The 13,089-nt window shown below is 56.8% G+C and carries 13 protein-coding genes; 6 read left to right on the top strand and 7 right to left on the bottom strand.

All coding sequences use genetic code 11. From position 1 onward, the window contains the following. Positions 1-217: 217 nt before the first annotated feature. On the top strand, positions 218-1,453 hold the full coding sequence (locus MKZ35_RS20420; protein WP_482515071.1) for a glycoside hydrolase family 2 TIM barrel-domain containing protein: 1,236 nt from the start codon (positions 218-220) through the stop codon (positions 1,451-1,453). A 41-nt stretch (positions 1,454-1,494) separates the two neighbouring features. Here MKZ35_RS20420 and MKZ35_RS20415 read toward each other — a convergent pair whose 3' ends face one another. The 5 genes from MKZ35_RS20415 to MKZ35_RS20395 form a co-directional block, all read right to left on the bottom strand. Then, positions 1,495-1,905 carry a rhodanese-like domain-containing protein gene (locus MKZ35_RS20415; protein ID WP_482515070.1) on the bottom strand — a complete coding sequence of 137 codons (411 nt, stop codon included), beginning with the start codon at positions 1,903-1,905 and terminating at the stop codon, positions 1,495-1,497. A gap of 176 nt (positions 1,906-2,081) precedes the next feature. Then, positions 2,082-3,494, bottom strand: coding sequence for an NAD-dependent DNA ligase LigA (gene ligA / locus MKZ35_RS20410; RefSeq protein ID WP_482515069.1), 1,413 nt, complete (start codon positions 3,492-3,494; stop codon positions 2,082-2,084). Next, positions 3,386-4,246: a hypothetical protein gene (locus MKZ35_RS20405; protein WP_482515068.1), complete on the bottom strand. Its 861-nt coding sequence runs from the start codon at positions 4,244-4,246 to the stop codon at positions 3,386-3,388. Before MKZ35_RS20405 ends, ligA begins: the two co-directional genes overlap by 109 nt. 150 nt (positions 4,247-4,396) lie before the next feature. Continuing rightward, on the bottom strand, positions 4,397-4,939 hold the full coding sequence (locus MKZ35_RS20400; protein WP_482515067.1) for a DUF4920 domain-containing protein: 543 nt from the start codon (positions 4,937-4,939) through the stop codon (positions 4,397-4,399). Between the two features lie 45 nt (positions 4,940-4,984). Beyond that, a complete protein-coding gene (locus tag MKZ35_RS20395) occupies positions 4,985-5,770 on the bottom strand; it encodes a TapB family protein (protein ID WP_482515066.1) in 786 nt (261 codons plus the stop codon). Positions 5,771-5,977: 207 nt separating this feature from the next. Between MKZ35_RS20395 and MKZ35_RS20390 the strand changes: the two genes are divergently transcribed. From MKZ35_RS20390 to MKZ35_RS20375, 4 genes are all read left to right on the top strand, one after another. Beyond that, positions 5,978-6,229 (top strand): hypothetical protein, encoded by a 252-nt coding sequence (locus tag MKZ35_RS20390; RefSeq protein ID WP_482515065.1) that lies wholly within the window; start codon positions 5,978-5,980, stop codon positions 6,227-6,229. A gap of 4 nt (positions 6,230-6,233) precedes the next feature. Then, positions 6,234-6,551: a hypothetical protein gene (locus tag MKZ35_RS20385; protein WP_482515064.1), complete on the top strand. Its 318-nt coding sequence runs from the start codon at positions 6,234-6,236 to the stop codon at positions 6,549-6,551. Positions 6,552-6,620: 69 nt separating this feature from the next. Continuing rightward, positions 6,621-7,145, top strand: a complete 525-nt coding sequence (locus MKZ35_RS20380; RefSeq protein WP_482515063.1) for a GNAT family N-acetyltransferase — start codon at positions 6,621-6,623, stop codon at positions 7,143-7,145. 231 nt (positions 7,146-7,376) lie between these two features. After that, positions 7,377-8,021: a cytochrome c oxidase subunit 3 gene (locus tag MKZ35_RS20375; RefSeq protein WP_482515062.1), complete on the top strand. Its 645-nt coding sequence runs from the start codon at positions 7,377-7,379 to the stop codon at positions 8,019-8,021. Between the two features lie 76 nt (positions 8,022-8,097). On the opposite strand, the gene MKZ35_RS20370 is transcribed toward MKZ35_RS20375, so the two are convergent. Both MKZ35_RS20370 and MKZ35_RS20365 read right to left on the bottom strand, forming a co-directional pair. After that, positions 8,098-8,505, bottom strand: coding sequence for an energy transducer TonB (locus MKZ35_RS20370; RefSeq protein WP_482515061.1), 408 nt, complete (start codon positions 8,503-8,505; stop codon positions 8,098-8,100). Between the two features lie 86 nt (positions 8,506-8,591). Then, on the bottom strand, positions 8,592-8,783 hold the full coding sequence (locus MKZ35_RS20365; RefSeq protein ID WP_482515060.1) for a T9SS type B sorting domain-containing protein: 192 nt from the start codon (positions 8,781-8,783) through the stop codon (positions 8,592-8,594). Between the two features lie 2,207 nt (positions 8,784-10,990). Here MKZ35_RS20365 and MKZ35_RS20360 point away from each other — a divergent pair. Further along, positions 10,991-13,033: a M1 family metallopeptidase gene (locus MKZ35_RS20360; protein ID WP_482515059.1), complete on the top strand. Its 2,043-nt coding sequence runs from the start codon at positions 10,991-10,993 to the stop codon at positions 13,031-13,033. The last annotated feature ends 56 nt before the right edge of the window (positions 13,034-13,089 follow it).

Raw genomic sequence — 13,089 nt, 5'->3', positions numbered from 1 at the left:
TACTTCTTAATACCATGCCGCTTATTACTCGCTTGCATTATTTTTTATGGTTGAGTTGCTTGTGTATTGTACTTTTAAGCTGTCAATCAGATAGTAAGAAAATAGATCATATACGAGGTATACCAGCGGGGGTAATACCAGTACAGATAAAAAAACGGAAACAGGCTACCAACTTCTGCGGGGTGGCAAACCTTATTTTATTAAAGGAGTAGCTGGGTTGCAACAATTAGACCGGGTAAAGGAACTGGGGGGCAATTCTCTCCGCCTCTACACGACCAATTATGCTGATACTATTATGAATAAGGCCCAGGAACAGGGTCTGACTATAATGCTAGGACTGTGGATGAAGCCCGAGTATGAAGGGTTTGATTACTATGACCACCAGGCAGTGGCGTTGCAAAACGAAGAGATTCGTCGACAGGTTCTTCGTTTTCGCAATCATCCAGCACTATTAATGTGGAATGTGGGTAATGAGTTAGATAATTATACTAATAACCCACGGGCATTTCAGGTTCTGAACGATGTGGTAAAGATGATCCATGAGTTGGATCCTTACCATCCCGTTACAACTACGATGACCAGTAGTATGCATATGGTGTCGAGAGTGCAGCGTTTCTGTCCTGATCTGGACGTGCTGACGATTAACGTGTTTAGCAAACTGGAACGGGTAAGATCTCGCTTGGTCGAGCGTGGCTGGACAGGACCATATATTATCGGCGAGTTTGGAGCGCGGGGCTGGTGGAAAGGGGAAGCACCCGCAACAAAATGGCGCGCCCCATTAGACCAGAGTAGCAATGTCAAAGCTGAATACATTCGCACCCGATATGAGAAGTTGATGGCCAATGACCAGGACCACTGCCTGGGCTCTTACGTTTTGTACTGGGGGCAGCGGTTTGAGCAGACGCCCATGTGGTTCAGCTTATTCACGCCGAGTGGCGAGAAAACCGCTGTAGTGGATGTGATTCACTACTTATGGACGGGCAAGTCGATGCCGAACCGGGCTCCAAGCCTGAGGTCATTGCGCCTGGCAGGCAAGACGCCGCTAAGAAGCACTTTCCTGCGGCCGGGTGGCACATATGAGGCGACTGTAGTAGCTTCCGACCCCGAAGGCGACTCGCTGGATATAAAGTGGGAAGTCGTGCCCGATGTCGATGAAAGATTTGTTCTTCCCCAGCGTCGCACGGCCCGCGAAGCTTTGCCAGCTGCTATCGTACAGGCCCAGGGTCCGCGGGCGCTGGTAAAAGCGCCTGCCAAGAAAGGAGCCTACCGATTGCTGGTGACGGCAAACGACGGCCAAGGCAGTGTCGCAACGCACAGCTATCCTTTTTACGTGGGGGTGCTTACAGCGGCCGATCTTGAGAAGATTACGCAGGCTACTGTTCGAGAAAAAAGCCCTGAGTGCAATAGGGAATTTTTTCTCGAATCAAGCACTGTAAGCTTTCTAGTAGCCTGACGGTCATTCCTAAAACCTCAGTGGCCGCTGTAAGACCAAATTTATTCGGTTTTCAAGCCGCCCGCCTGCAAGGTCTTAAACGCGCCAGCATCCACCACTTTAGAGTAGCCTTTTGCTTGCATAAGCTTGCTAGCCTGCCCACTCCGGTTGCCGGAAGCGCAGTAAAGCATGTACGTTTTGGTGGTGTCGAGTCGGGCTATTTGCTGAGCAAAATCAGGCGCCCGGAAATCGATATTCTGAGCGCCGCGTACATGGCCCGTAGCATACTCCGCAGGTGTGCGAACGTCCAGCACTACCACATTGGGTTGCTTAATAAGCGTGGCTGCCGTAGCCGCATCCACAGCTCCTGAGACCGGTGTAGAAACCTGCTGGGGGGCTTTTTGGGCCCATGCAACGGGAGCTGCAAAGGCAATAACGCATACTAAGCCAAAGGCCCGAGAGAGAATTCTCATAACAAAAAGCCAGAAAGAGGGAAGGAAAGTGACCAGCGGCTCACTCCGGCTCGACCGGGCCACCTTGTATAACTATGGGTCGGGGTGGGAAGGTCCCGGCCCCGGGTGGAAGGCCGATGCGACCCACAGTATATACAAGGTGGCCCGGGAGCCGGCTGGGTAAGTCAGCGCAAGCGCTAAAACAACGAACCCTGTTGACCTGCTCCGCCACCCGTCGCCGGTGAAGGCGCAGCAGGGGCGGGATAAGTCGGCGGCTTCACCAGCTCATTGGCCGGCGGGGTTACGGGCAAAGATACAAAAATGTCTGGCTCCGCAATCGTTTCAGTAGTCGGGAGCATGGCTATTAAATCGGTTTCGCTGATGATAGGCACTTTCAACTCAATCGCCTTTTCCCGCTTGGCAGGGCCCATTTTGTCGCCGGCAACCAGGTAGCTAAGCTTCTTGCTGATCGAACCCGTCACTTTGCCCCCGTGCAATTCAATTAGCTGCTGCAGCTCATCGCGGCTATGCTCCTCAAAAACCCCTGACAGCACAAAAGTCAAGCCTGCTAGCCGGTCGCTGACGGCCTTGGGTACTTCGCCAGTAAGCGCCATTTGTACTCCTGCGGTTTGCAGTCGCGCCACAATTTGACGGTTAAAATCATCCTGGAACCATGCCGCCGCCGACTCCGCGATGACCCCACCTACTTCGGGCACGGCCGCCAGCTCGGTGGCCGATGCTGCCGCCATTGCAGCGATGGTACGGTAGTGGGCCGCTAGCTTATCGGCCACGGTTTCGCCTACATAGCGAATGCCCAGCCCAAACAGCACCCGGTCGAAAGGAACTTGTTTGCTGGCTTCGATGCCGGCCAGCAGATTCTGGATAGACTTTTCGCCCATGCGCTCCAGCTTTACTAGTTCATCGCGGCGCTGGGGCAGGTCGTAGATGTCGGCGGGCGTAGTGACTAAGCCCATGTCGAAGAAACGACCCACCGTTTCGGCTCCTAACCCGTCAATGTTCAAGGCCTTGCGCGATACGTAATGCTCTAGGCGGGCCTTAAGCTGAGGCGGGCAGCCACGCTCATTCGGGCAACGGAAATGCGCTTCACCGGCCGGGCGGATAAGAGAAGTATTGCAGGCCGGGCAATTGGCAGGATAGGTTATTGGCTGGCTGTCGGCGGGACGGGCAGTTAAGTCGACGCCGGTTATTTTAGGGATAATCTCGCCGCCTTTCTCCACAAATACCATGTCACCAAGGCGTAAGTCGAGAGCCGCAATCTGGTTGGCATTGTGCACGGAGGCGCGTTTTACCACGGTGCCGGCCAGCGGAACGGGGTCCAGGTGGGCAACGGGCGTCACAGCGCCGGTGCGGCCTACATTGTACTGCACTTCGCGCAGGCGGGTGCGGGCAGCCTCAGCCGGATACTTGTACGCAATAGCCCAGCGCGGACTTTTGGCCGTGTAGCCCAGCACTTCCTGCTGCCGAAAGTTGTCTACTTTAATCACGATACCGTCGGTGGCAACGGGCAGGGTAAAGCGCTTTTTCTCCCACTCATGAATGAAGTCGAGCACTTCTTGCATAGAATGGCACCGCCGCCAGCTGTCCGACACGGGCAAGCCCCAGCTTTGCAAGGCTTCGAGAGAAGCGCTGTGGGTCGGAAAAGCCCCCGATTAGAACTTAGGAATCCGTAGGCAAAAAACCGCAGGCGCCGGGCCGCTACCAGCGCCGAATCTTGCAGTTTGAGCGCGCCGCCGCAAGCATTACGCGGGTTGGCCAGCAGCGCTTCCCCATTTTGCTCGCGCTCTTTATTCAACTCCTCAAACACGGGCAGCGGCATAAATACCTCGCCACGGGCCTCAAACTCGACAGGTAGGTTGTCAGCGGAACGCAGGTGCAAGGGCAGGTTTTTAATGGTGCGCACATTGTTGGTCACCACGTCGCCGCGGGTGCCGTCGCCGCGGGTTACGCCCTGCGTGAGCTGGCCGTCGGTATAGGTCAGGCTCATGGCGACGCCGTCGAATTTTAGCTCGCAGACGTAGTCGAACTCGTCGCCGCCGAGGCCGCGGCGCACCCGCTCATCGAACTCGCGCAGGTCGGCCTCGGAGTAGGTATTGCCCAGCGAAAGCATGGGATAGCGGTGCAAAGCCGTCGGGAACTGCTTGGTAATGGTACCGCCCACGCGCTGGGTGGGAGAGTTGGGCAGAGCGAACTCCGGGTACTGCTGCTCCAGACGCTGCAACTCGGCCAGCAGCTGGTCGAACTCTTGGTCCGGAACTTCCGAAATATCCTTCTGATAATATTGGTAATTGAGGTGGTGGAGGCGCTCGGTGAGGGCCTTTATCTGGTCTTGGATGGCGGTCATGGAACGTAGTGCGTTGGCTTTGCAAGCTACGAATTTGAGCAGACGCCTTTTCCTCTTGTGCTAGTGTTAAGTTGTTAAATTGGTCTGTGGTTAAAAGTGAAAAGCGGTGCCAGGTCGTCTAGACGACTTGGTACCGCTTTTCACTTTAACTTAAAATCTAAAGGCTTTTTCAATTACCAACACGCCATCAGCCTCAAAATTAAGCTGTTGCTCCGGCTTGGTAATAGCGGCTACTTCCTTGTCCGACTTGCCGGCGTCGGTGGCATAGTGGCGCAAATCGCTAACGGGAACGGTTTCGCGGTGGGCCCAGCCGTTGATGACGACTGTTTTGCCGCTGATGTCTTTCGGTACAAAAAAACCGTAGTCCTTGAAGCGGACGCGCATTTGTTTGCCGTCGGCAGTAGCCAGGGTCATCCAGCAGCCTTTTGCCTGACACACCTCAGTAGCCTTACCTACCAGCTTTACCTGGGCCGAGTCCTTAGCACCAAGCAATTGGTTGAGCTGAGCTACGGGCACGGCATTGGCGGCCGTGATAGGCGCTCCGTAGGTCTTGCCACCTGCCACCGCGGCGCTGGGGGGCATTTTCTCGGTAGCATCTGTGGTTGAAGCAGCGCTTTTGTCGTTGGAAGTAGGCGAGGATTCGCAAGCGGCCAATACTACTACGCTGGCTATCAGCAGAAAAGACTTAAACATGGTGGTGTTTGGTTAATGGTCAAAAACAGCTCCCGAAGGTACCACTTACGGCTGATTACCGGCATTGCGGGCCGTAAGAAGTCGGGTCTCGGCGAGCTTGCCGTTCTTATTATACACTTCCGTTTTGACGATGCCCACGGCTGGTGAGTAATAGTCGATTACGCGGTATCGGGTTCGCATCACCATATCCTCGCGGGGTGCCACGCTGGCTTCGCGCTCACACTCCACCTTGTAGCACTGAAACGTGCCAGCCGGCGTGACCAAGGGAGCCGGCCCACTGACGATACGGCGGCGCCGCACAGAAGTGGATACCTGCGCAATATCCACGGCCGAGCTGCTCACCTGCACCGATACCCCGCCGCCCGGCAACATACTGCCGACGGTGGGCTCATGGGGCCACGCCAGCCCTACGGGAGCATAAGCAAGGCGACGGTCGCGGAAGGAAGACAAATTTTTATACTCAATCTCACTCATGCCGTCGGTAAAGGCGGTGTCCTGGCGGCAGCCGTAGGTAAGATCCTGCATGCGAATCAGGCGGTTCTTGCCGTCGTAAAAGCCGCTTTTTACGAGGGCAGTGTTGGTCGTGATGGTTTTCTTTTTGTTGGTCTGGCTGCCCAGGCTCACTACGCGCTGCCGAATGGTGCCCGCGGGCTTGCCCCGCTCATCGGTGAGGGAGTAAACCAGCTCCATGTAGGTATCAAGGCCGAACGGATGAGTGCAGTCGAGGGAGGTGGAGGCGATCGGACCGGGAAGCGAATCCTGCGCCTGGGCAGTAAGGCTCAACAGAACGAGGGCGCAGGAGCTAAGCAGAGAGCAATAGGATTGGGGCATGAGAGTAAGGTTTGGATAGCCAATTGGCTACAGCTGAGCTTCCATACGCTATATGGAATATAGTGGATAATAGCCGAATGCACAAAATTGCGTTTGCCCTTGGCAGGTAGTAGCTTTCGAACCCAATCAAAACCGTGCCTCAGATAGCACGTTTAGCAATAGCCCCGAGTGCCGGGCTTTATTTTCCACTCTTATTACGCTCCTCTTATGGCTGACTCTTCCTCACAAAATGGCCCCAACTGGGCCGATACGGCTGCTTCGTTGCTCTCCAAGCTCTCGGGTGGCGTGGAGCTTTCCTGCGCCTTCGACCAAATAGAATTGCAAGTGCCTAATGCACAAAATCCGGCGGCACCAGCCGCTACGTGGCGCCTGAATGGCTCTTTGCGGATTCGTACCCGCGGCGAAAACCCCGCGAGCGGCCAACAATTGCCCCCCAGCGACCCCTCTACTCTTGGTTAAGGGCTTGGAAATAGACGCACGGCTGGTCATCTCTTATAATGACGACCACGTGCAGGTGGCGGGAACGGGCAACTACCTGATTGTCAACTTTCCCAATCAGCGCGTACTCGACGCGGCCACCAGCGGTCCGCCCGGTCCCAAGAAACCTAAGCCGCCCGGCTTCGACCCCTTGCAGCAACTCCACGACCTGGCGCGCACTTTGGGCCTGGTGTTGGAGCTGCGGGTAGCGGGCAAAACCCACGTCACGTTTGGCATTGGCGGCGCGCCCAAAATCAGCTTCAACGCGGTGCTGGGTAAAATCGGGTCTTTCTTCCGGGGGTAGCTAGCCCAGGTCGGTGCATTCGCTTGTATAAAATTATGGCTGGCAAACGCCTGTCACTCTCGCTTTTTGATGTCGGAACTACTGATTCGTTCTGCCGTTGCTGCCGATGCGGCCGCCATTCAGGCTCTCTACATTACGGTAGCGGAGCAGGGTGGCGGCCTGGCCCGGCAGCCGGGCGAAATCACGGCTGAGTATGTGCACACTTTTCTGACGCGCAGCCTGGCTACGGGCGTAGCCCTGGTAGTAGAGCGGCCGGATAGGGCCGGCTTAGCGGGTGAAATTCATGCCTACTCCAGCGGCTTGCAGATCTTTGCGCACGTCATGGGTGAGCTGACGGTAGCCGTGCACCCGCAGTATCAAGGCCAGAAGATCGGGCACCAATTATTTGCTGCTTTATTAACAACTATTCAGCAGCAATACCAGCACATTCGGCGCGTAGAACTGCTGGTGCGCGAAAGCAACCGCCGGGCAATTGCGCTGTACGAAAAGATTGGCTTTCAACAAGAGGGACGTATGCTGGGGCGCGTTTCTGTCACGTCGGGGCAGGTTGAGGCCGATATACCCATGGCTTGGCACAAACCATCACTCCTGTGAAGCAGAGCAGTAGCAAGTAAGAATAATAGGGCAGAAGCTGTGCTGGTATTGGCTAAGGCATAACTCGCTAATGATGAGTATGCCTTTGCAAAAATTCGCACTAAAAAAGCCTGATCGGCAGAGGCGGATTTGCGTATCTTGGATTGACCAACCTACGGCTTCTGGCCCACCCTCCCGGAACTAAAGGCCGTCGGATTGGTTTGCCCAAGCACACGCTGCTACCTCCAGCTAATGAATTCTGACAAAGACCCTAGAAATAAAGTGGGCGCGGGCCGGCCGGCATCCACGTTCGCCCGCATGGAGCGTATGCCGCCCATGCAGATGCTGCTGTACCTGAGCATAATAGCCAGTACGGTGCTGTTTGTGATACTGGCTGCGGCCTATGCCCAAACGCGCTTCAATAGTTCGATGCCGCAAGGCATGCACCCGTTTCCGCGCTACTTTTCCATTAGTACGATTGTGTTGCTGGTTAGCAGCTATACCATCAGCCAGGCCCGCCGGCTTTACCAGCAGGATGATGTGGCTATGCTCACCCGCTGCCTGGGGGCTACGCTGCTGCTGGCGGCCATTTTTGTGGGTATGCAGGGTTTGGGCTGGCGCGAGCTGATTGCGCAGGGCGTCTTCTTCAATGGCGAGGCCAGCGGCACGTACGTGTACCTGCTGTCGGCGCTGCACATTCTGCACCTGCTGGGGGGCGTTTTATTCCTGATGATTCTCTTTTTGCGCTCCGCCCACGCCGCCCGCGACGGGGTGCGTACGCTGGTCTTTATCCGCAACCCGTACCGCCGCCGTCAGATTCAGATGCTGGGCATCTACTGGCACTTTCTGGATGGCTTGTGGCTGGCACTATTCGCGCTGTTTCTGTTTTTGTATTAAAGCTCGGATTTATCACAAAAAAAGCCCCCCAGAATCATTCTGGGGGCTTTTTTTGTGAATAAGTTTTACGAATCAATTACTGCTTGGTGACTTCCGTGCCGGGAACCGGGAAAACCACCGGCAACAACATGCTCATGCCGGGCGGAAACACATTGAGCAGGTGGGGCGGCATAGTTTTAATTACGCGCAGGGCTTCCGCATCACAGCTCGGCTCCAATGATTTTGCGATGCTGGGATTAATAATTTTGCCGGCATCGTCGCGCTCAAAGCGCACGTGCACCGTGCCCGCAATGCCTTTGGCGCGCGCCTGCTCCGGGTAGTGGGTGTTCTCGGCCATGTATTTCCGCAGGCCATCAAAAGGGGTGGCTTTGTGGGCAGGTGCCGCCGCTTGGGCCGCGGCTTTCGTATTGGTTTGGGCCAGAGTGGGAACCGTAGCGGCCAAAAGCAGGGCCAACAGGTAGCCAGAGTTCTTGGTAAAAATCATATAGAGGCGAAGAGGAAGACGGATAGCTTCGTGCAAAAGTAATGCTAGAGTAATGCCAGACCTACCTGCTGCCAAGCCTTCCGGTGCTAACGGGCAAGCGTAACGTTGCCTTTATAGCGCCGCTTGTCGGTATATTCTATCAGATAATAGTAAGCGCCGGCGGGCATAGCGCCGCCATCCCAGCGGAAGTCGCGGCTGGTAGAGGTGTACACCTGCTTGCCCCAGCGATTGTAAATCCTGATGTCGGCGAATTCGGCGTTGCAGAAGTTGGGGGGCAAATCGCGCAGCTCAAAGTAGTCGTTGGCGCCGTCGGTATTAGGCGTGAAGATGTTGGGGGGCAAAAAGTCAGCGTATCCGCGCTTACCACCTCGAAGCGCACGGTTCGTTGCTGCCCCACGGGCGCGCAGGTGGCTTCCCGCAGCTGAAACGTTACTTCTAATGGCGTTGCTTGACCAGCTTGGTCGCAGTTAGGCTCCCAGCGGAATAAGCCCGTAGCCCGACCCACACCATTCGTCGGCACAAAGCTCATACCCGCCGCGGCCAGATCAAAATTGTTGCCTGTGGCGGTAAGCGTAAGCTGGTCGGAGTCAGCATCCAATCCTTCTAACGTTGCCTCAAAAATGCCCCCCAGCACTCGGCGAATAACAATTGGCTCCGCAGTAAGGGCCGCCGGTAAATCGGAAGTAAGCGTCGGGGGTCGGTTGTTGTACTCTATCTGCACGGGTATCACCAGAGTAGTAGCCTGACGCTCAGCGCAGGGCGAGCCCGTCGCGGCCAGCTCGAACTCGAAAAGCCGCTGCGAAGTGGTCGGGCAGGGCACGCGCCAGCTAAAGCGGCCCTGCACCTGATTGCCGCTCAGCCCCTGAGTGAGTTGGGCGCCTACGGCCGCCGCCTGAAAGCCGCGTCCGGCCAGCGTAAGGGTAATAGGGTCGTTTTCGGGGTCCGTAACGGCAACATCAAACGTCACGAGGTCGCCGGGGCGCGCACGCAGGGGCAGGGTGGTAGCCGTGGTCGTGATGCGCGGCGCGCCATTGGGCACCGGCGCGGAAGTAAACGCCACCCGCACCGTATCGCGCTTGGGCAGGGCACAGCCGTCATCAGCCACAATGACATCGACGAAAAACACCTTGCCCTTCGAATCCAGGCAGGCCGGAAAGCACAGCTGCGATACCAGCGTATCGGGCGCGCCGGGGGCACGAACTATGCCTTGCGTAATGCTCGTGAAAATGGGCACGGGACCGGTAAAGTTTACCGGGCTCAATGATAAGCTCAGGCGGGAAGTCGGGTTGGGGTCGGTGAAGCGCAGGCGGACGCAGCGGTCGGCGTTGGGTTGCAGGCGCAGGGTGTCGCGGCCGGGTTGGTAGGCGCGCCGGGAATTGGGCATGAGGACCACCATTTCGGGCGGGGTATTGTTGGGGCAGTTGAGCACTTTCAGCTGAAAATCGCGCCGCACTTCCCCAATCTTTTCGCCCTTCCGATACTCGGAGCACTTGATGCCAAACACAAACAGCCCGATTTGGGTAGGCCGCACTTCCAACCGGCCCGTAAAGCGCCCGATAGTAAGGGTCGGATTGCCGGGAATCTGGTTTTGGGTACCAAGGCCGGCGTTCCAGTTTATCAGGGAATACGGGGCCTGGGCGGCTACGGCGGGCTTGGGCTCAGCTGGGTTAGAGCTGCCGTTGAATGGCGTTACCAGCTCGTACACCAACGAATCCTTGTCGGCATCCTGGCCGCTGAAATTATAATAGAACAGGTCGCCGCGGCAGGCGTAGTCGCTCAGCGGCGGAAAGATGCGGGGCGTAGAGTTAATGAACGGCTGCCCATTGCGCACCACGGCCGGAAACTCCAGATAGAAGGTTTGGCCAGCGTTGCCGGGCAGCTGAATATTGTTGATGCCGTTGTTGCGGCAGCAGCGCTCCACGGCCGCGTAGTAGCCGCCGGCGCTATTATAAATGCTGGCCGGCAGCTCTACCGTGCGGCTGTAAATTAACTGGCGCGTAATCAGATCAGGCTGGGTACAGGCCGGATTGGTGTAGGCTACAAACGTATTGCTGGTGAGCGGCAGCAGCACATTTTGTAGGCGGCGGTTAGTGCCTTTTTCGAAAATACTGACCGTCAGATCCTGGTCCAGCGCGCCCGGATTGCCTTTTACATCGAAATACAGATTCAGCGTGATGCGGTACGTGCTGCCCGATTGGTACTGTAAATCCAGCTCGCCGCCTACAATATGGGTGGCGGCCACCTGGCGGGCGAAAAAGCTGCTAATAAGTAGCAGCAGAAACCGCAGTCGGTGATGGGCCACGGGAAAGCGTAGATGTGTAAGCATTGGTCGAATAGCTTGGTAATCAGAGCGGAGTTATTTCTAAATATACAACTTGCGGTCCTGGAACCCGCTTCAACCGTCTATAGTTTTTAGGGCACCCGAGACTACCCTGGCTCTTGGGAAGGGCTTCAACTTCAGACGCCCTTTGTCCTACCTTGCTATATGATGCGCTTTCTGCTTTTCTGGGTTTGCCTGTTATCAATTGGGTATAAGGCTCATGCGCAACGCTCCACGTACCGCCCAGTGCCAGCCGATGTGAATGGCTCGGCGGCTGGCAGCTGCGCCGAAACGCATTTGCGCGCCAGCGCCTGGCAGGAGCTGACCACGCCGGCCCACCGCCGCCTCATGGACCGCTACGACGTGAAGTATTATAAGCTGGACCTGGCCTTGGAGAATAACGCCCGCACCGTGGGCGGCTCCGTGCGGCTGCTGGCACGCGCTGGGGGGCAAATTCTGGACGTGCTGGCCTTCGAGCTGCACCCGGCGCTGCTGCTCGACTCGGTGCTGGTGAATGGGCGCCGCACTCCCGTGCCCCGCCGCGAATCCGGCGACGTAAGCATAACGCTGCCCCAGGCGGTAGCGGCCAATGCGTTGTTTGAAGCCATTATTTATTACCACGGCACGGCTCCCAACGGCAGCTCAGCCGCCATCGGCAATGCCCTCGACACGCGCTACGTGCCCCGCTACGACCTGAACGTGACCTGGAGCCTGAGCGAGCCTTTTCATGCCTACGAATGGTGGCCTTGCAAGCAGGTGCTCACCGACAAAGCCGACTCCACCGACGTCTGGATTACGACCAAAAACCCCAATAAAGTAGGCTCCAATGGCGTACTGACGCGCATAGTTTCCTTGCCTGATAACCGCAGCCGCTACGAGTGGAAATCGCGCCATCCCATTGCCTACTACCTCGTTTCGGTGGCCGTGGCGCCGTATCTGGAGTATGTGAACTTTGCCAGTCTGCCCGGAGGCGTGCGGGTGCCCATCGTAAACTATGTCTACAATCAGGCGGCGCTCAACGATTTTCGCACGGAAATAGACCGGACACCCGCTTTTCTGGAAAATTTCTCGGCGCTGGCGGGAGCCTATCCGTTTGCCAATGAAAAGTACGGCCATAGCATGGCACCTATTGGCGGCGGCATGGAGCATCAAACCATGACCACCCAGGATGGCTTCAACTTCACGCTCACCGCCCACGAGCTGTTTCACCAGTGGTTTGGCAATAATGTAACCTGCGCTTCCTGGGAAGATATCTGGCTGAACGAAGGCTTTGCTTCCTATGGCGAATACCTGTCGTTACAGGCCCTGGCCTCGCCCGAGGCCGCCCGCCAATGGATGGATCAGGCGCATGAGCAGGTGCAGTTTCGGACAGATCGCATCAGCGGCAACCGCATTGATACGCCCGGCGGCAGCGTGCGCGTACCCGACACGACCAGCGTCGGCCGCATTTTCGATCAGCGCCTGAGCTATAAGAAAGGGGCCGCGGTAGTGCACATGCTCCGCTACCTGCTCCACGACGATAGTAAGTTCTTTCGGGCGCTACGCACGTTTCAAACAACCTACGCTGGCCGCACTGCCCGCACCGCCGACTTGCAGCGGGTGTTCGAGGCAGAAGCTGGCCGCTCGCTGGGGGGCTTTTTTCAGCAGTGGTACGCCGGCGAAGGCCACCCCAGCTTTAGCGTCCGCTGGAATCAGGTGGGGGGCAATTTGCTGCTGCAAACTACTGAAACGGTCTCCATGCCGAATGTGACGCCTTTCTTTGAAACCGAGCTGGATTACAAAATCACCTTCGAATCGGGCAGTAGTCAGGTGGTGCGGCTGCGCCAGAATAAGCTGGTTTCTGCCTTTAGCGTACCGGTCGCGGCCACCGTCACCGGCATCGAGCTTGACCCCGACCAATGGGTGCTAAACGCCACCGGCCCCATCGCGCGCAATACCGCTTTGGTCAACATTGACAGCGAAAGCCGCACGCTGGCCGGCGTAGCTGCCTTTCCCAATCCCTGCCGTGACTTTCTCGCGCTGGCTAATCTGCCGGAGCCCGTAGAAGCGCTGGTAATCGATGCCGTGGGCCGGCAGGTGCTGCGCCAAAATCTAAACCCCGCCGCTAATCAGCTGAACACGCGCCTCTTAGCCAGCGGGCTATATCATCTGCTACTCACTGGCAGCACTACCGGCGAGCAGAAACGCCTGCGCTTCGTGCGGGAGTAGATCCTCATAACTGTACTCGTTGAGTTATAAAAAAGCCCCCCAGTCATACGATGGGG

The sequence above is a fragment of the Hymenobacter sp. R533113 genome (assembly GCF_056835965.1).
Note: the sequence above shows the minus strand (reverse complement) of the source record. Positions and strands in the feature narration are given on the sequence as shown.

What these genes read in the sequence shown, in the direction of transcription:
- MKZ35_RS20415 (WP_482515070.1), bottom strand. Translation starts at nt 1,905, where the DNA reads ATGAGAATTCTCTCTCGGGCCTTTGGCTTAGTATGCGTTATTGCCTTT.
- MKZ35_RS20405 (WP_482515068.1), bottom strand. Translation starts at nt 4,246, where the DNA reads ATGACCGCCATCCAAGACCAGATAAAGGCCCTCACCGAGCGCCTCCAC.
- MKZ35_RS20400 (WP_482515067.1), bottom strand. Translation starts at nt 4,939, where the DNA reads ATGTTTAAGTCTTTTCTGCTGATAGCCAGCGTAGTAGTATTGGCCGCT.
- MKZ35_RS20395 (WP_482515066.1), bottom strand. Translation starts at nt 5,770, where the DNA reads ATGCCCCAATCCTATTGCTCTCTGCTTAGCTCCTGCGCCCTCGTTCTG.
- MKZ35_RS20390 (WP_482515065.1), top strand. Translation starts at nt 5,978, where the DNA reads ATGGCTGACTCTTCCTCACAAAATGGCCCCAACTGGGCCGATACGGCT.
- MKZ35_RS20380 (WP_482515063.1), top strand. Translation starts at nt 6,621, where the DNA reads ATGTCGGAACTACTGATTCGTTCTGCCGTTGCTGCCGATGCGGCCGCC.
- MKZ35_RS20375 (WP_482515062.1), top strand. Translation starts at nt 7,377, where the DNA reads ATGAATTCTGACAAAGACCCTAGAAATAAAGTGGGCGCGGGCCGGCCG.
- MKZ35_RS20370 (WP_482515061.1), bottom strand. Translation starts at nt 8,505, where the DNA reads ATGATTTTTACCAAGAACTCTGGCTACCTGTTGGCCCTGCTTTTGGCC.
- MKZ35_RS20360 (WP_482515059.1), top strand. Translation starts at nt 10,991, where the DNA reads ATGATGCGCTTTCTGCTTTTCTGGGTTTGCCTGTTATCAATTGGGTAT.